This is a genomic window from Streptomyces sp. NPDC087787 (assembly GCF_044743035.1).
In the GTDB taxonomy this organism is placed as follows: domain Bacteria; phylum Actinomycetota; class Actinomycetes; order Streptomycetales; family Streptomycetaceae; genus Streptomyces.
In genome coordinates this window covers 113737-130045 of record NZ_JBIUVQ010000011.1, presented here as the reverse complement: position 1 = coordinate 130045, position 16309 = coordinate 113737, and the positions used below count along the sequence as shown (strand labels likewise).

The 16309-nt window shown below is 72.6% G+C and carries 14 protein-coding genes and 1 riboswitch; of the genes, 4 read left to right on the top strand and 10 right to left on the bottom strand.

The genetic code is table 11. The features are described from left to right. The first annotated feature begins 82 nt into the window (after positions 1 to 82). Entirely contained in the window at positions 83 to 1342 is a 1260-nt protein-coding gene (locus tag ACIOWN_RS19085) for a D-alanyl-D-alanine carboxypeptidase family protein (protein WP_401982846.1), read from the top strand. Here ACIOWN_RS19085 and ACIOWN_RS19080 read toward each other — a convergent pair. Further along, entirely contained in the window at positions 1290 to 2252 is a 963-nt protein-coding gene (locus ACIOWN_RS19080; protein WP_362346484.1) for a YihY/virulence factor BrkB family protein, read from the bottom strand. The genes ACIOWN_RS19085 and ACIOWN_RS19080 overlap by 53 nt on opposite strands. An 86-nt stretch (positions 2253 to 2338) precedes the next feature. Here ACIOWN_RS19080 and ACIOWN_RS19075 point away from each other — a divergent pair, with 86 nt between their 5' ends. After that, positions 2339 to 3103 carry a decaprenylphospho-beta-D-erythro-pentofuranosid-2-ulose 2-reductase gene (locus tag ACIOWN_RS19075; protein ID WP_401982843.1) on the top strand — a complete coding sequence of 255 codons (765 nt, stop codon included), beginning with the start codon at positions 2339 to 2341 and terminating at the stop codon, positions 3101 to 3103. A gap of 54 nt (positions 3104 to 3157) precedes the next feature. Here ACIOWN_RS19075 and ACIOWN_RS19070 read toward each other — a convergent pair whose 3' ends face one another. The 3 genes from ACIOWN_RS19070 to ACIOWN_RS19060 form a co-directional block, all read right to left on the bottom strand. Next, complete coding sequence (locus ACIOWN_RS19070) at positions 3158 to 3739, bottom strand: 2'-5' RNA ligase family protein (RefSeq protein ID WP_401982842.1); 582 nt, start codon at positions 3737 to 3739, stop codon at positions 3158 to 3160. Positions 3740 to 3902: 163 nt separating this feature from the next. Next, positions 3903 to 4916, bottom strand: a complete 1014-nt coding sequence (gene trpS / locus ACIOWN_RS19065; RefSeq protein WP_362346489.1) for a tryptophan--tRNA ligase — start codon at positions 4914 to 4916, stop codon at positions 3903 to 3905. 300 nt (positions 4917 to 5216) lie between these two features. Continuing rightward, positions 5217 to 6671 (bottom strand): glycine hydroxymethyltransferase, encoded by a 1455-nt coding sequence (locus ACIOWN_RS19060; protein WP_401982840.1) that lies wholly within the window; start codon positions 6669 to 6671, stop codon positions 5217 to 5219. A gap of 30 nt (positions 6672 to 6701) precedes the next feature. Then, a riboswitch (ZMP/ZTP riboswitch) is annotated at positions 6702 to 6790 on the bottom strand. 136 nt (positions 6791 to 6926) lie between these two features. Here ACIOWN_RS19060 and ACIOWN_RS19055 point away from each other — a divergent pair. Continuing rightward, complete coding sequence (locus ACIOWN_RS19055) at positions 6927 to 7781, top strand: hypothetical protein (RefSeq protein WP_362346670.1); 855 nt, start codon at positions 6927 to 6929, stop codon at positions 7779 to 7781. A gap of 30 nt (positions 7782 to 7811) precedes the next feature. Here the strand turns inward: ACIOWN_RS19055 and ACIOWN_RS19050 are convergent, their stop codons facing one another. After that, the gene (locus tag ACIOWN_RS19050) at positions 7812 to 9230 is read right to left on the bottom strand and encodes a PLP-dependent aminotransferase family protein (RefSeq protein WP_362346493.1); all 1419 of its coding nucleotides are present in this window, start codon (positions 9228 to 9230) and stop codon (positions 7812 to 7814) included. 47 nt (positions 9231 to 9277) lie between these two features. Between ACIOWN_RS19050 and ACIOWN_RS19045 the strand changes: the two genes are divergently transcribed. After that, positions 9278 to 9808, top strand: coding sequence for a carboxymuconolactone decarboxylase family protein (locus ACIOWN_RS19045; RefSeq protein WP_401982839.1), 531 nt, complete (start codon positions 9278 to 9280; stop codon positions 9806 to 9808). Positions 9809 to 9848: 40 nt separating this feature from the next. Here the strand turns inward: ACIOWN_RS19045 and ACIOWN_RS19040 are convergent, their stop codons facing one another. The 5 genes from ACIOWN_RS19040 to ACIOWN_RS19020 all read right to left on the bottom strand — a co-directional run bounded on the left by ACIOWN_RS19040 (position 9849) and on the right by ACIOWN_RS19020 (position 15883). Then, positions 9849 to 10757 carry a hypothetical protein gene (locus ACIOWN_RS19040; protein ID WP_362346494.1) on the bottom strand — a complete coding sequence of 303 codons (909 nt, stop codon included), beginning with the start codon at positions 10755 to 10757 and terminating at the stop codon, positions 9849 to 9851. A gap of 7 nt (positions 10758 to 10764) precedes the next feature. Continuing rightward, a complete protein-coding gene (locus ACIOWN_RS19035; RefSeq protein ID WP_362346496.1) occupies positions 10765 to 11118 on the bottom strand; it encodes a hypothetical protein in 354 nt (117 codons plus the stop codon). Continuing rightward, a complete protein-coding gene (locus tag ACIOWN_RS19030) occupies positions 11102 to 12826 on the bottom strand; it encodes a hypothetical protein (protein WP_401982837.1) in 1725 nt (574 codons plus the stop codon). The genes ACIOWN_RS19035 and ACIOWN_RS19030 overlap by 17 nt, the downstream gene beginning before the upstream one ends. Positions 12827 to 13037: 211 nt before the next feature. Next, positions 13038 to 14027, bottom strand: coding sequence for a malate dehydrogenase (locus ACIOWN_RS19025; protein ID WP_362346500.1), 990 nt, complete (start codon positions 14025 to 14027; stop codon positions 13038 to 13040). 443 nt (positions 14028 to 14470) lie between these two features. Continuing rightward, positions 14471 to 15883 (bottom strand): DUF2690 domain-containing protein, encoded by a 1413-nt coding sequence (locus tag ACIOWN_RS19020; protein ID WP_401982836.1) that lies wholly within the window; start codon positions 15881 to 15883, stop codon positions 14471 to 14473. Positions 15884 to 16309: the final 426 nt, after the last annotated feature.

Genomic DNA, 16309 nt, shown 5'->3' with positions numbered 1-16309 from the left:
ATCGCCGTCCGGAACCGGGCTCCGCGTCCGGGGTGGGAGGGCGGACGGCACGCCACTGCCCGCGCCCGGTACGTTTCCGACCGTGCCCGCACCCAATAAGATCATCAGCCGATCACTGGTGATCACCTCCGCCGCCCTGCTGTCCGCCTCGCTGGCCGCGCCCGCCGCTCTCGCCGCGCCTGTCCCCTCGGCCACTCCCCCGGCCCGGATGTCCGCCGTCGGCGGCGCCCGCCTGGGCCTGCCCGGCACACAGGTCGATCTCGGCAACGGCGCCCCCGTGCTGCCCAAGGACCTCACCGCCCGCTCCTGGATCGTGGCCGACGCAGAGTCCGGCGCGGTGCTCGCCGCGCACAACGCGCACTGGCGGCTGCCTCCGGCCAGCACGCTGAAGATGCTGTTCGCGGACACCGTGCTGCCGAAGTTCCCCCGGACGCAGACGCACAAGGTCACCCCGGCCGACCTGGCCGGCGTGGGCGCCGGTTCCAGCCTGGTCGGCATCAAGGAGAACGAGACCTACACGGTCCACGACCTGTGGCTGGGCGTGTTCCTCCGCTCCGGCAACGACGCCGTGCACGTGCTGTCCGCGATGAACGGCGGCACAAAGCCGACCGTGGAGGACATGAACGCGCACGCGCAGGAACTCCAGGCGCTCGACACCAACGTGGTGAGCCCGGACGGCTACGACGCCGACCACCAGGTCTCGTCGGCGTACGACCTCACACTGTTCGCCCGTTCGGGGATGCAGAAGAAGGACTTCCGCGAGTACTGCTCGACCGTGCGGGCGTCGTTCCCGGGCGAAACCAGGAAGAACAAGAAGGGCAAGACCTCCCGCGGCTCCTTCGAGATCCAGAACACCAACCGGCTGCTGAGCGGTGACTACGACATCCCGGTCTACCAGGGCATAGCCGGGGTGAAGAACGGCAACACCACCCACGCGGGAGCCACCTTCACCGGCGTCGCCGAGCGCGACGGCCGCGTGCTGCTGGTGACGGTGATGAACCCGAGCAAGCCGGACCACAACGAGGTCTACAAGGAGACCGCCAAGCTCTTCGACTGGGGCTTCGCCGCCCTGGGCAAGGCGCGCCCGGTGGGCGAGCTCGTGCCGCCCAGGAGCGCCGCCGAGGCGAAGGCGGAGCCGGGCGCCGAGCCCTCCGCGAGCCGGACCGACGACGGCTCGTCCTCCGCGGCCATGGCGCACGCGTCCGTCCAGAACGGCTCCCGCGGGGCGGGGATCGCCCTGGGAGTCGCCGGTGGCGTGCTGGTGCTGCTCGCGGCCGGGGCCTTCCTGGTCAACCGCCGCTGGCCGCTGCCGGACCTGATGCGCCGGCGGAACCGCCCCTGAGATCGACGGCCCGGCCGCCGTCGCCGCCCCCGTCCTCGTCGGGCGCACCGCTCCCGTCGTCCGCACCGCTCTGCGTCGCCGTCCAGGCGGCGCAGTACAGGACCAGCTTGGACGTGAAGTTGATCCACAGCAGCAGGGCGACGGGGACCCCGAAGGCGCCGTACATGCTCTTCGCCGCCACGCCCTGGATGTAGCCGCTCAGCAGCAGCTTCAGCAGTTCGAAGCCGACCGCGCCGAGCAGCGCGGCGACCAGCAGCCGGTGGCGCGGCGGCTCGACGCCGGGCAGCAGGGTGAGGACGTACAGCAGGACCAGGAAGTCGGCCAGCACGGCGACCGCGAACGCGACGATCCGCAACACGACGCTGCCCCAGCCGTGTTCGGCCAGCCCGATCTCCCGGGAGACGTAGCCGACGGCGGCCGAGGCGATGGTGGACACGACGAGCGTGACCAGCATCGCGCCGCCGAGGCCGATCAGGACGCCCGCGTCCTTCACCTTGCTCATCAGCGGGTTCTCCTCCGGGTCGGGCAGCTCCCAGACGGCGCGCAGGCAGTCCCGCGTCTGGGCGACCCAGTTGACGCCGGTCAGCAGCAGGGCGGCACCGGCGATGAGCCCGACCGTGCCGGCGTTCTGCACCAGGGCACTGATGTCCAACTGCTGCCCCAGGCCCGGGAACTGCTGGACGATCTTGTTCTGGAGCGTGTGCTGCCGCTGCGGACTGAGCGTGGCCGCGCCGACCGCGGCGGCCACCGTCAGCAGCGGGAACAGCGCGATGAAGCTGATGAACGTCATGGCGGCGGCCAGTCGCGACCACTTGACCCGGTCCAGACGTTCGTACGACCGCCACGCGTGCGTGGTCATCAGGCGGGCCACCCACGGCCCGACGACGGGAAGCTTCTTCAGCCAGTCCATGATTCGCACTGTGCCCGCTCCGCGGCAACGTGAACACCGCGTTTCTGCGTCAAAACACGCATAACCGGACGATACAGTCGTCTGCCGTGAAGGATGCCCCCGGTCTCTCGCGTCTTCCCCGGTCACTGCTCGTCCTCGGCGGCACATCCGAGATCGCCCTGGCCACCGTGCGCCGCCTGATCGCCCGCCGCACCCGGACCGTCTGGCTGGCGGGCCGCCCCTCACCGGCCCTCATGGAGGCCGCCGCGCATCTGCGCACCCTGGGGGTGGAGGTGCGCACCGTGCCCTTCGACGCACTGGACTGCGCCTCGCACGAGACGGTCCTCGGCAAGGTCTTCGCCGAGGGCCGTATCGACATGGTCCTGCTGGCCTTCGGCGTCCTCGGCGACCAGGCGTACGACGAGCGGGTGCCGCTGAACGCGGTCCGGGTCGCGCAGACGAACTACACCGGGGCGGTGTCCGTGGGCCTGGTGGCCGGGCTGGGGCTGCAGAACCAGGGGCACGGCTCGCTGGTGGTGCTCTCCTCGGCCGCGGGCGAACGCGCCCGCCGCGCGGACTTCATCTACGGCTCCAGCAAGGCCGGCCTCGACACCTTCACCCAGGGCCTGGGCGACGCGCTGTACGGCACCGGGGTGCACGTCATGGTCGTACGGCCCGGATTCGTGCGCTCCTGGGCGACCGCCGGCCGCGAGGCCGAACCCTTCACCGTCACCCCCGAGCAGGTCGCCACCGCCGTCGAACTCGGCCTGCGCAGGCGCTCGGAGACGGTGTGGGTGCCCGGTGTGCTCCGGGTGGTGACGACCGTGCTGCGGCATCTGCCGCGCGCGGTCTACCGGCGGCTGCCGCTGTAGCGGTCCGGGCGGTGTCCGTTCGCAGCCGTGCGGCAAGGCCCCGGGGGGAGGTGCCTACCGGGCGGGCAGCGTGCGGCGGTCCACGGGGGCCGCCTGCGAAGGCACCACCGCACTGCCGCCGAAGCCGAACTCCCGCAGCTTGCGCCACACCCCGTCGGGACCCTGTTCGTGCAGGGCGAACCCGGTGCACGCCCACTCGGCCTCGTACCCGGCCAGCTCCTCGAAGGCGCGGTCCATCGCCGCGTCGTCGATGCCGTGCGCCACCGTCACGTGCGGGTGGTAGGGGAACTGGAGTTCGCGCGCCACCGGCCCGGAGGGGTCGCGGACCTGCTTCTGCAGCCCTGCGCACGCCTCGGCGCCCTCGACGACGCGCACATAGACCACCGGGGACAGCGGCCGGAAGGTGTCCGTGCCGGACAGCCGCATGGTGAAGGGACGCCCGGCCGCGGCCACCTCCGTCAGATGGGCCTCCACGGCCGGCAGCTCCGCGGAGTCGACCTCCGTCGGCGGGAGCAGGGTGACGTGCGTGGGGATGCCGTGAGCCGCGGCGTCGCCGAAGCCCGCGCGCCGCTGCTGGAGCAGGCTGCCGTGGGGCTCCGGGACCGCGATCGACACGCCGATCGTTACGGTCCCCACGTCGTCTCCTTCGTCGTGCCGGATGTGTTCTTCTGTTTCGTTCTCAGCCGTTTCATCACCGCCGTCCGGCTATGACTGTACGACCACCGCACCGTTGTGGGCAGGCGCAGCCGCAGTGATGTACAGCGCTATGCCCCGCGGTGCGCGTGTGCGGTGGTGCGCCTCAGTGCTTGGCGGGCAGGAAACCCACCCGGTCGTACGCCTGGGAAAGGGTCTCCGCCGCGACCGCGCGCGCCTTCTCCGCGCCCTTGGCCAGGATCGCGTCCAAGGTCTCCGGGTCGTCCAGGTACTGCTGGGTCCGCTCCCGGAACGGCGTCACGAACTCCACCATGACCTCGGCGAGGTCCGTCTTGAGCGCACCGTAGCCCTTGCCGGCGTACTTCTCCTCCAGTTCGCCGATACCCGCCCCGGTTAGCGTCGAATAGATCGTCAGGAGGTTGCTGACGCCCGCCTTGGTCTCCGGGTCGTAGCGGATGACGGTGTCGGTGTCCGTCACCGCGCTCTTGACCTTCTTGGCGGTGGCCTTCGGGTCGTCCAGGAGATTGATGAGGCCCTTCGGCGTCGACGCCGACTTGCTCATCTTGATCGTCGGGTCCTGGAGGTCGTAGATCTTCGCCGTCTCCTTGAGGATGTACGCGTCCGGGACGGTGAAGGTCTGGCCGAAGCGGCCGTTGAAGCGCTCGGCGAGGTCGCGGGTGAGCTCGATGTGCTGGCGCTGGTCCTCGCCGACCGGCACCTCGTTGGCCTGGTAGAGCAGGATGTCGGCGACCTGGAGGATCGGGTACGTGAACAGGCCGACGGAGGTCCGGTCGGTGCCCTGCTTGAGGGACTTGTCCTTGAACTGGGTCATGCGGCCGGCCTCGCCGAAGCCGGTGAGGCAGTTCATGACCCAGGCGAGCTGGGCGTGCTCGGGGACGTGGCTCTGGACGAACAGTGTGCAGCGGGCCGGGTCCAGACCGGCGGCCAGCAGCTGGGCGGCGGCGAGCCGGGTGTTGGCCCGCAGCTCGGCCGGGTCCTGCTGGACCGTGATCGCGTGCAGGTCGACGACCATGTAGAAGGCGTCGTGGGTCTCTTGAAGGGCCACCCACTGGCGTACGGCGCCGAGGTAGTTGCCGAGGTGGAACGATCCGGCGGTGGGCTGGATTCCTGAGAGCACGCGGGGTCGGTCAGTCGCCATGCTCACCATTCTCTCAGGTAAGGGGGCCCGATCCGGAACCGGCCGGAAACTGGTGGGAACCGGATCCCGGCGCGCGGTGCGGCAAGGCTGTGACAACGCGGGACGGGGCCGCGGCGTCGGTGAGGCCGCGGTGACCGCCCGCAGGGATGAGACGGGGAACACTGTGCACGCCGCGGATATGCCGCGCGGCGGCCCGGCGCTGTGCCGGACCGCCGCGGGAGGAACCACGACAGGAGCCGATCGAGCTGTGAGCCCCGTGATCCGCGGATCCCGTGATCCTTCGTCCCCCGTGGGCGCGGGTCAGCCGAGGTCGATCTCCGGGTAGAGCGGGAAGCCCGCCACGAGGTCCGTGGCCCGGTGGGAGATCTCGTCCGCGATCTTGGGGTCGAGGACGTGCTGGGCCTTGGAGGGGGTGCCCTTGCCGGTGGTGCCGGGCTCGGTGGCCGTCAGGACACGGTCGATCAGGCCTGCGACCTCGTCCATCTCGGCGGTGCCCAGACCGCGGGTGGTCAGCGCGGGGGTGCCGATACGGATGCCGGAGGTGTACCAGGCGCCGTTGGGGTCGGCCGGGATCGCGTTGCGGTTGGTGACGATGCCGGACTCGAGCAGCGCGGCCTCGGCCTGGCGGCCGGTGAGTCCGTAGGAGGAGGCGACGTCGATCAGGTTGAGGTGGTTGTCGGTGCCGCCGGTGACGAGGGTGGCACCACGGCGCGTCAGGCCCTCGGCGAGCGCGCGGGAGTTGTCGACGATGCGCTGGGCGTAGTCCTGGAAGGAGGGCTGCCGGGCCTCGGCCAGGGCGACGGCCTTGGCGGCCATGACGTGCGGGAGGGGACCGCCGAGGACCATCGGGCAGCCCCGGTCGACCTGGTCCTTGAGGGAGTCGTCGCACAGGACCGTGCCGCCGCGCGGGCCGCGCAGGGACTTGTGGGTGGTGGTGGTGACGATCTGGGCGTGCGGGACCGGGTCGAAGTCGCCGGTGAGGACCTTGCCGGCGACCAGGCCCGCGAAGTGGGCCATGTCGACCATGAGCGTGGCGCCGACCTCGTCGGCGATCTCACGCATGATCCGGAAGTTCACCAGGCGCGGGTAGGCGGAGTAGCCGGCGACGATGATCAGCGGCTTGAACTCGCGGGCGGAGGCGCGCAGGGCCTCGTAGTCGAGGAGGCCGGTGGCCGGGTCGGTGCCGTAGGAGCGCTGGTCGAACATCTTCCCGGAGATGTTCGGGCGGAAGCCGTGGGTGAGGTGCCCGCCGGCGTCCAGGGACATGCCGAGCATGCGCTGGTTGCCGAAGGCCCGGCGCAGTTCGGCCCAGTCCGCGTCGGAGAGGTCGTTGACCTGGCGGACCCCGGCCTTCTCCAGGGCGGGTGCCTCCACGCGCTGGGCGAGGACGGCCCAGAAGGCGACGAGGTTGGCGTCGATGCCGGAGTGCGGCTGGACGTAGGCGTGGCGGGCGCCGAAGAGTTCCCTGGCGTGCTCTGCGGCCAGCGACTCGACGGTGTCGACGTTGCGGCAGCCGGCGTAGAAGCGGCGGCCGACGGTGCCCTCGGCGTACTTGTCGCTGAACCAGTTGCCCATGGTCAGCAGGGTGGCCGGGGAGGCGTAGTTCTCGGAGGCGATCAGCTTGAGCATCTCGCGCTGGTCGGCGAGCTCCTGGCCGATGGCGTCGGCCACGCGCGGCTCGACGGCGCGGATCACGTCGAGGGCGGCACGGAAGGCGGTGGACTCGTTGGACAGGGGCGCGGTGTTCTCAGGCATCGGGACCTCCGGACGTGGCATCGGCGTTCACGTTACGGCCCAGGCGCACGGCACACTTTCCGTTCGGGCCGCTCCCCGATGGTCGGTCCCATCCCAGCGCGCCAGTCACGGCCCGTCGTCAGCCTACCGGGCCCACCTCACGGCACCGTTCCCGTGTCCGCCATGCGAGCGAGGAACGGCTGCTGGACCGCGGGGTCCTGGATCGGGCGACGCCCGGACACCCTGCTCCCCTAGAGTCGCCTCGTGTTCTTCGGAATGGTGTGCGCGCTCGGCGCGGCGGTGTGTTTCGGGACGGCGACGGTGCTCCAGGCCATCGCCGCGCGCGCCGCGGCGGACACCGGCGGGGGCGGGGAGGCGGCGCTGCTGCTGCGGGCGGTGCGGCAGTGGCGGTATGTGGCGGGCCTGGGCCTGGACGGCCTCGGGTTCCTGCTCCAGATCGCGGCCCTGCGCTCACTGCCCATCTACGTGGTCGGCGCGGCCCTCGCCGCCAGCCTCGCGGTGACGGCGGTGACCGCGTCCCGGCTGCTGCGGGTGCGGCTCAGTTCGCTGGAGTGGTCGGCGGTGGGCGTCGTCTGCGCCGGTCTGGCCATGCTGGGCCTGGCCTCGGGCACGGAGGGCCACGAGGACGGCTCGGCGGCGCTGAAGTGGGCGATGCTCGGCGCGGCGCTGGCCGTGCTGCTGCTCGGGGCGGTCGGCGGCCGTCTGCCCGAGCGCGTGCGTGCCCTGCTGCTCGGCCTGGGAGCGGGCTTCGGCTTCGGCGTGGTCGAGGTGACGGTGCGGCTGATCGACTCGCTCGCCCCGTCGGTGCTGTTCACCAACCCGGCGGCCTACGCGCTGCTCATCGGCGGTGGAGCCGCCTTCCTGCTGCTGACCTCGGCCCTCCAGCGCGGTTCGGTGACCACGGCCACCGCGGGCATGGTCATCGGCGAGACGATCGGCCCCGCGGCTGTCGGAGTGGTGTGGCTGGGCGACCGCACCCGCGAGGGCCTGGCCTGGCTCGCGGTGCTCGGCTTCGCGGTGGCGGTGGCGGGCGCCCTGGCGCTGGCGCGGTTCGGGGAGGCACCGGTCGAGCAGGGGCCGGTCGAGGAGCTGCCTGCCACGAAGGCGTGAGCACCGCCCGACGGGCCGTCCGACGGGCCGTCAGGGCAGCACCCGGCACAGGGCGTCCAGGGCGGCCGCCCACGCGTGGTCCGGTGGGGTGCCGTACCCGACGACCAGCGCGTCCAGCGGTGCCACGGCGGCCTGCTCGTGGCGGAAGCGGGACAGTCCGTGCAGGGCGAGGCCCTGCCAGGCGGCTGCCTGGACCACCGCCGGTTCGGTGCCGGGCGGCAGGCGCAGCACGGCGTGCAGACCGGCGGCGATGCCGGTGGGGCGGACGTCGGGCGCGCGGGTGGCGAGGGCCCCGACCAGGGCGTCACGGCGGCGCCGGTAGCGCAGCCGGGCCGAGCGCACATGACGGTCGTAGGCGCCGGAGGTGATGAACTCCGCGAGCGTCAGCTGGTCCAGCACCCCGCAGGTGTCGGAGGGGCCCTTGGCCGCGGTGGCCTCCTCCATGAGGGACGGGGGCAGGGCCATCCAGGCCAGGCGCAGTCCGGGGGCCAGGGACTTGCTCGCCGTGCCCAGGTAGACCACACGGTCGGGGTCAAGGCCCTGGAGCGCGCCGACGGGCTGGCGGTCGTAGCGGAACTCGCCGTCGTAGTCGTCCTCCAGGATCAGGCCGCCGGTGCGCCGGGCCCAGTCGGTCACGGCCGCGCGCCGGCCGGGGTGCAGGGGCACGCCCATCGGGAACTGGTGGGCGGGGGTGAGCAGGACCGCCCCGGGTCCGGCCAAGTCGCCGGTGACGGTGCCGAGTCCGTCGAAGGGCAGGGGACGGGTACGCAGGCCCGCGCGGGCGAGGATGTCCCAGTGCACGTCGAGGCCGTACGACTCGACGGCGACCGTGGTGACGCCGCGGGCCCGCAGCACCGTGCCGAGGATCCGCAGTCCGTGCGAGAAGCCCGCGCAGACCAGCAGGTGGTCGGGGTCGGTGCGGACGCCCCGGACCCGGGCGAGATGCCCGGCCAGGGCGGTGCGCAGTTCCGGGCGGCCGCGCGGGTCGCCGTAGCCGAGGGCGTGGTGGGGCGCGGTGGCCAGGGCGCGGCGGGCGGCCTTGAGCCACTGCGTGCGGGGGAAGGAGGCGAGGTCCGGGGTGCCGGGGACGAGGTCGTGGACGGGGCGGGGGCGTTCGCGGGGCTGCCGGGCCGCGCCGGCCCGCCGGGCGTCCGCGCTCGGCGACGGCCCGAACGGCGAGGAGGGTGCCACTCTGGCCACGCGGGTGCCGGAGCCCTGGCGGGCGGTGAGCCAGCCCTCGGCGACCAGGTCGGCGTAGGCATCGGCGACCGTGTTTCGGGCGATGCCCAGGTCGGCGGCGAGGCTCCGGGAGGAGGGCAGCCGGGTTCCGGGGGCCAGACGGCCGCCGCGGACCGCCTCGCGCAGCGCGTCGGTGAGGCCGCGGCGCACGCCGGGACCGGCCGGTTCCAGATGCAGGTCCAGGCCCGTAGTGGCCCATGATTCCGCCATGGAAATGGACCATACTCCTGGGCTGCTTCGCTCATAGGGTCGGACGTATGGCTACGACGACGAACACCGGCGAACCCACGAACACCGCCGAAGGCGCCCCCGCGTACGCGCCCGAGCACGAGCCCCGTATGCAGTGGGCCAAGCACGCCCCCGAGGTCTACAAGGCAATGGTCCGGCTGGACGCGGCCGCGGGCCAGGGCCTCGATTCGCGGCTGCGGGAGCTGGTCAAGATCCGTGCCTCGCAGCTCAACCACTGCGCGTTCTGCCTGGACATGCACACGAAGGACGCGCTCGCGGCCGGCGAGAGCGTGGAGCGGATCGTGCAGCTGGCCGCCTGGGAGGAGTCGCGGCACTTCTATTCGGAGAAGGAGCTCGCCGCGATCGAGCTGACGGAGGCCGTCACCGTCCTCACCGACGGCTTCGTGCCGGACGAGGTGTACGAGAGGGCCGCCGCGCACTTCGACGAGGCCGAGCTGGCGCAGTTGATCGCCTCGATCACGGTGATCAACGCCTGGAACCGGTTCGGTGTGACGACCCGCGCGGTCCCGGGCCACTACACCCCCGGCCAGTACAAGTGACCGCTCCGCCCCGGGGGCCGGCCCCCGGGGCGGCGGTGGGTCAGTCCTCGCAGGCGGCGGAGGAGGGGCAGAACCAGTCCAGCGCCGTGCCGAGGACCTCCTGCTCGTCGTGGCGGCCGTCGGATTCGGGCCCGTAGGAGGCGAGCGCGTACAGCCTGCCGTCGGCGGCCTCGAAGCGTTCGTCCACGACGTACCAGGTGCCGATGTCCGGCTCGCCCTTGAGGGAGTCGGCCAGGTACTCCAGCCGGGAGCCGGTGAAGTCGCCGCTGTCCAGGTTCACCCGGGAAAGTTTCCGGAACCCCGGGGGCTTGGGCACCTTCGCGGACAGGTACAGGTCGAACGACTCGTCCGGGGAGGACTCCTGCACCTCGTACACCTGGAGCCGGTGACGGCCCGTGGCATCACGGTAGTTGACGATGTCCATGCCGTACTGGGAGGGCACGGTGGACCGCTGGTGCTGCCAGCCGTCGGGCACGGCGATGCGGAACCCCTCCGGATCGTCGTAGGCGGTGTAGCCGTCCGGCGGCTCGTGGGCCGACGGCGACGGCGTCCCGGTATCCGGTTCCGGTGCGGCGTACGTGGTGGGGGGCGGTTCGGACACGCCCGGCGTGCCGCTCGTCGTGGTGGCCACCCGGTTGCCGTCGTTCCCTCCGCCGCCCAGGCCGAGGGTCACCACCAGAGCGACGGCGACTCCCGTGGCGGCGGCCGCGCCGATCACCGTCCAGGCGGTGCGGCGGCTGTGCCCGCCGGGCACGGGGGGCGGCGGCGGGGCCGCCGCGGGCCAGGTGCCGGTGGGTGCGCCGGCGTCGGGATCCCGGACCTCGCCCGGCGGCCATGCCGGCGTGTGCGCCGGCCGGGCGGGCGGTGGCGGGCTCGCCCGCGCCACGTCCCGGGCGCCGTCCTCCCAGCGCTGGGTCTCCTCGTTCCAGTGGCGCTGTCCCCCGCTCATCGCGCTCTCACCCCAGCAGTCCCGCCACGGCACCCGCGGAGGCGAGGACGTTCAGCAACGACTGGGAGTCGGCGAGCAGCGCGCGCAGTCGCTCACGCCGGGACGGGCCGGCCTGGCCGGTCGTGTTGATGTCTTCCTCCGTATCGGCCAGTTCGGCGTCCAGCGCGGCGGTCTGCTCGGTGCCGCGCACCCGGGTCAGGTCGGCGCGCAGCTCGCGCACCGCGGCCAGCAGCTGCTCGGTGGCCTCGTCGCGCTGCGGTCCCGCGCCGTGGTGGCCGACCGCGCTGGCGTGGCTGCCGATGGCGAAGGTGCTGCCCGAGACGTTCCCCATGGTCACGTTCGGCTCATGCCGGTCGGTCATCGCTGCCCGTTCCCTTCCGCGGCTCGGTGCCGCTGCTCGCGGTCGCGTGCGAACCGACGGCGAAGGTGGAGCCCTCCACCGAGTCGATGTTCACGCCGCCGTTGCTGATGTTGACGATCTTCTGGACGAACTCGCCGGTCTGGTAGCCGGCGTCGGCGAGCGCGGCGCGCACGCCGTGCGCGATCCGGTCCTGGATCGTGCGCAGATAGCGGTCCACGTCCATCTGCTGGAACAGCGACCCGTCCGGCGCCGACCCCAGTTCACGCACCGACAGGGCGGGGCCCTCCGGCAGCGCGCCGGCGTTGCCGGACGTCAGCAGCCGCCAGCCGAGCCGGATCATCCGTCCCAGGCCGAACAGGGCGATGCCCGGGGACACCGGTACCCGTGGCACGGCGTAGGCGGCCTTGCCCAGCAGGTTGTTGCGGTTGTAGCGGTGAGCGGTGCGGTCGGCGTCCTTGAACTCCTGGCGCACCGGGTTCAGTACGTGCGGGGCGACTTCCAGCATGAGCATCCGGCCCTGGGTGTGCACGCGGACGAAGACGGTGACGACCAGCTCCCCCTCCCAGCCGTCGACCCGCGCGCACAGGAAGTGCCTCCGTTTCTCGGCGCCTTCCTCGGCCGCGCGCATCCGGTGGGTCTCGAAGGCCTGCGGATCGTACGGGGCGTCCTCGCGGCGCAGCATTCCCTCGACGGGTAGGAAGACGCACTCGCCGATCTCCAGGCGGCGCAGCCGGTCGCGCACGGGGAACGCGGCGGTCGTCGCCGATTCGCGGAGCTGTTCCAGCAGGGGGCGGACGGTCTCCAGGACCGCCCTGTTGCTCAGCGGTCGCTGCTTCTTCATGCCGTCGGGGCGCAGTTCGACGGCGAGCACCCAGGTGTCGTGCGCGGTTCCGGCCCCGCAGAAGGGGCGGGCCTCGTGATACATGGTCAACTGCTGGTGCTGTTCCGCGCGGACGCGCCCGGCCAGCCGCTGGAACCGTCCGCCCTCGGCCCGCAGCGCCGGATCGCTCGCGGCGTCCGGGAAGCGCTGAGGGGAGAGTTCCGCCGTCAACGCCCGGGTGACCTGGCCGCGACGGGCGGCGAGGCAGAGGGCGATGAGCGCGAGGACGGCGATCGAGAACCATGCCTGCGGACGGCCGACCCCGGCCTCGACCGGGGAGAGCAGGTCGGTCGGTGAGCCGCTCGACGTCCCGTACTCGCTGTAGTACCGCGACGATCTCGAGGAGGCGCCACCACCGAACAACGCGACGCCCAAGGTCAGCAGAGAGAACCAGGCCAGACCGATACGGCTGTACCACCGCAGGAACCAGGCCGGTACGCGCCGGTAGAGCGGCGGGTTGTCGCTCCTGCCCCTGACCAGGGTGGCGACGGCCAGTTGGACGCCCAGGCCGAGGAAGATCAGCAGCCAGTACCCGCTGAGCACGGCGCCCACCACCCACAGCCCGAGAATGGCTCCGTCCCAGGCCAGTTCCAGACGTCGCGCGCGCAGGGCGTGGGCCAGGACCCGCGCGGCGTCGAAGCCGAACGAAGGAGCACAGAGCCGCTGCTCGTTGAGGTACAGCTCGTCGATGACCCGGTCCCGGTACTCGCTGTCCAGGTAGGTACCCGCGCACAGCAGCCGGGTGGCCTCACTGGCGTACGGCGGCACGGGCGGGGACGCGTCCGGGGGCGTCGGCTGCGATTGCTGCGGCACGGATAAGGTGCTCACGCGACTCCCCCGAGGTGTGAACGGTCCCCAGTTCGACAGAACTGATGGCCCATCAGCATAGGGGCGCGGGAAGCCGCGCGGGAAGCGGTTTGTCAGGTGGGCACCACGGTGACACGAGCCGCACCGGCGGCACCGGCGTACGCGGGCACGAACGCGCAGGGCCCCGCTCCGGCCGGAACCGGAACGGGGCCCTGCGGACGGGCGCGGTGACTCAGATGAGGCCGAGGGAGCGGACCGCGTCGCGCTCCTCCTCCAGCTCCTTGACGGAGGCCTCGATGCGGGCGCGGGAGAAGTCGTTGATCTCCAGGCCCTGGACGATCTCGTACGCGCCGTCCTTGCAGGTGACCGGGAAGGACGAGATGAGGCCCTCGGGGACGCCGTAGGAGCCGTCCGACGGGATGCCCATGGAGACCCAGTCGCCGTCGGCGGTGCCGTTGACCCAGGTGTGCACGTGGTCGATGGCGGCGTTGGCGGCGGAGGCGGCCGACGAGGCGCCGCGGGCCTCGATGATGGCCGCGCCGCGCTTGGCGACGGTCGGGATGAAGTCCTCGGCCAGCCACTTCTCGTCGTTCACGACCTCGGCGGCGTTCTTGCCGGCGACCGTGGCGTGGAAGATGTCCGGGTACTGGGTCGCGGAGTGGTTGCCCCAGATGGTCAGGCGCTTGATGTCGGCGACCGTCGAACCCGTCTTCTTGGCGAGCTGGGTCAGCGCGCGGTTGTGGTCCAGGCGGGTCATCGCGGTGAAGCGCTCGGCGGGCACGTCCGGGGCGGCGGCCTGGGCGATCAGCGCGTTGGTGTTCGCGGGGTTGCCGACGACCAGGACCCTGACGTCGTCCGCGGCGTGGTCGTTGATGGCCTTGCCCTGCGGCTTGAAGATGCCGCCGTTGGCCTCCAGGAGGTCGCCGCGCTCCATGCCCTTGGTGCGCGGGCGGGCGCCGACGAGGAGGGCGACGTTGGCACCGTCGAAGGCGACGTTCGGGTCGTCGCTGATGTCGATGCCCTGAAGCAGCGGGAACGCGCAGTCGTCGAGCTCCATGGCCGTGCCCTCGGCGGCCTTCAGCGCCGGCGTGATCTCCAGGAGGCGCAGTTTGACCGGCACGTCCGCGCCGAGCAGCTGGCCGGAGGCGATGCGGAAGAGCAGGGCGTAACCGATCTGGCCGGCCGCGCCGGTGACGGTGACGTTCACGGGAGTGCGAGTCATGGCGTTCTCCGTAGGACAGCTGGCGGTGGGGCGTCCCTGCCCCGGGGTGCGGGATCCCGCCGCCGGCCGCTGACCGGCGGCGCCGCGATGACCGATCACTCAACGGATGATCGATCTCTTGGCGTCAAGAGAGATCCAGCCGTCAGGCTATCGCCTCTCCGGGATCTCGGACGGCCGGGCCCCTGTGGCCCGGCCCACAGAGCGGCCCGGTGACGTGGGAGAGGCGGCCGCCCGTCCGGGAGAGGAGGGACGAGGGCGGCCGCCGTATGGGGGTTGCCGGAAAACCGGACTCCCGTGGGGGTACTGTCCGCGTGCCCGGTTCGGCGGCCCCCACACCTGTCCCGTACGACTTGCCATCCGGACGGCCTCCACCGCCACTGCGGTCTCCCTGGTGCTGCGACCGGAAAGGTTCACTGGCTCGGCAAACCTTTCCGGTCACAGCACTAGCCGGTGCACCCCGTCAGTCCCGACGCCAGCGTCACGCACGCCTTGGCCTGCGTCGCGTCCCGCACCGCGACCATGGGCGTGTACGCGATCGTCTCGCCGTCCGCCGCGAGGGTGCCGCGCTCCGTGCGCGAGCCGACCGTGACCCGGACCTCGTCCCCCTGGACGGCCCGGGTGATGCGGGCCCAGGCGGCGCCGCAGGTCTTGCTGTAGCGGACCTCGACCAGGGTCGCGCCGACGGTGACGCTCTCGGCCGTGCTCACCAGGTTGCCGCTGCACCCCATGGCCTCGGCGTCCTTGCCGGTGCAGCCGTCCGCGACGCACTTGACGCCGGGCGGCAGGCTGACGTCGGCGGAGGGGGAGGGCGACTTGGTCGCGTCCGCGGCCTTCTTGCCGTCCCCACCGCCGGTGAGGAAGAAGACGGCGCCGACCACGGCCAGGGAGCTGACCGCGCCCGCGAGGAACATCAGCGCCTGCCGCTTCCGCCCCCCGCCGCCGGAGGCAGCGGGGCGCTGAGAGCGCGGGGGCTCGCCGTACGGGCCCGGTGAAGCCGGGGTGTACGGGCCGCCGGGGTCGCTCGGGGCGTGGGAGCCGGAGGAGACCACGGGCTGCGGGCTCGTGAGTCCGGCGGCCGGCCCGGCGCCGCCGACGGCGGGCGCCTTGGCCTCGGAGGCGCGGCCGCCCGTGCGGGACGGGCCGCGGTAACCGGCCAGCCCCCAGGAGTTGCCGCCCGTCGACGCCAGGGAGCCGGAGGCGGAGCCGGAACCGGCTCCGGTGGCCTTGCCGGCTCCCGCGGCCGAGTCGGGGCGGGCGTCGGAGACGTCCGGACCCGCGCCGGGAGCGGCGGGCCCCGGCGCCGTGGCCGGGAGGTAAGCCGTCGGCACGGCGTCCTCCGGGGCCGGCGGCGCCTTTCTCGCCGTGCCCTCACGGGCGTCGGCGTCGGACGCCGTCGGCTGCACGGGTACCGCGGGGGACGCGCCCGCCGGGCCCGCGCTCCCCGGGACCGCCGTGGCGGTGCCGTTCCTGCGGGCGGCCTTGCCCCCGCCCGCCTCGGCGCCGGACGCCTCCGCGCCGGCCTCCCCGAGCGCGACCCGCGCCTGGGCTATGCGGACGGCCTCCATGGTCCGGTCGTGGCGCATCTCCGCACGGCTCCAGGCCCGTTCGGCCAGCTCCCACATGGTGGTGAGGTGGACCGGATTGGTGCCGGTGACCTCGGCGAGCGCGACGACCGCGCCCTTGGGCGCCAGGAGCCGTCCGTTGAGATACCGCTCCCAGGACGTCTTGCTGTAACCCGTGCGATCGGCAAGCGCGGCGATGCTCAGACCGCCGCGGTCCACGAGCCTGCGCAGCTGACTCGCGAACTCCCTGATCTGCGGATCGAGTTCATCGGGCAAGGCCTTCCAACGAGGCATCGCTTCCCCTTCCCCCCGGTACGTGCTGGTTGTTCCCCGCGCGTGACGCCTGTGCCGATTCCCTGTTCACACTGCCCAGTTCTCGCTACCCACAGGAGCGCGCCCCGTCAGGATCTCAGGTCCCGCCCCCAGGGGCGCACGGAAGCACTCGGGCCGACGCTCGCGCCCGGTGCGACTGCCCACGCTAGCCCGACGGGCGGACGGTCTCAGCCGCGCGGCGGGATCTGTCGACACTTCGCCACATCCCGGATCCCGGCGTGACCTCGCGCGTCGCAGCGGCCCCCGGCTCCTCGGCCGGGGCCGGGTCCGAGGTCCTGTGGCAGAGCGCGGACAGCGTGGCGGAACGGTCACTTCCGTGCCACAGCGCACGGACAGGCGTTGAACAGCCCGCTCACCGTGCAGGAGGGTTGGTCCCGGCGGCGGCCC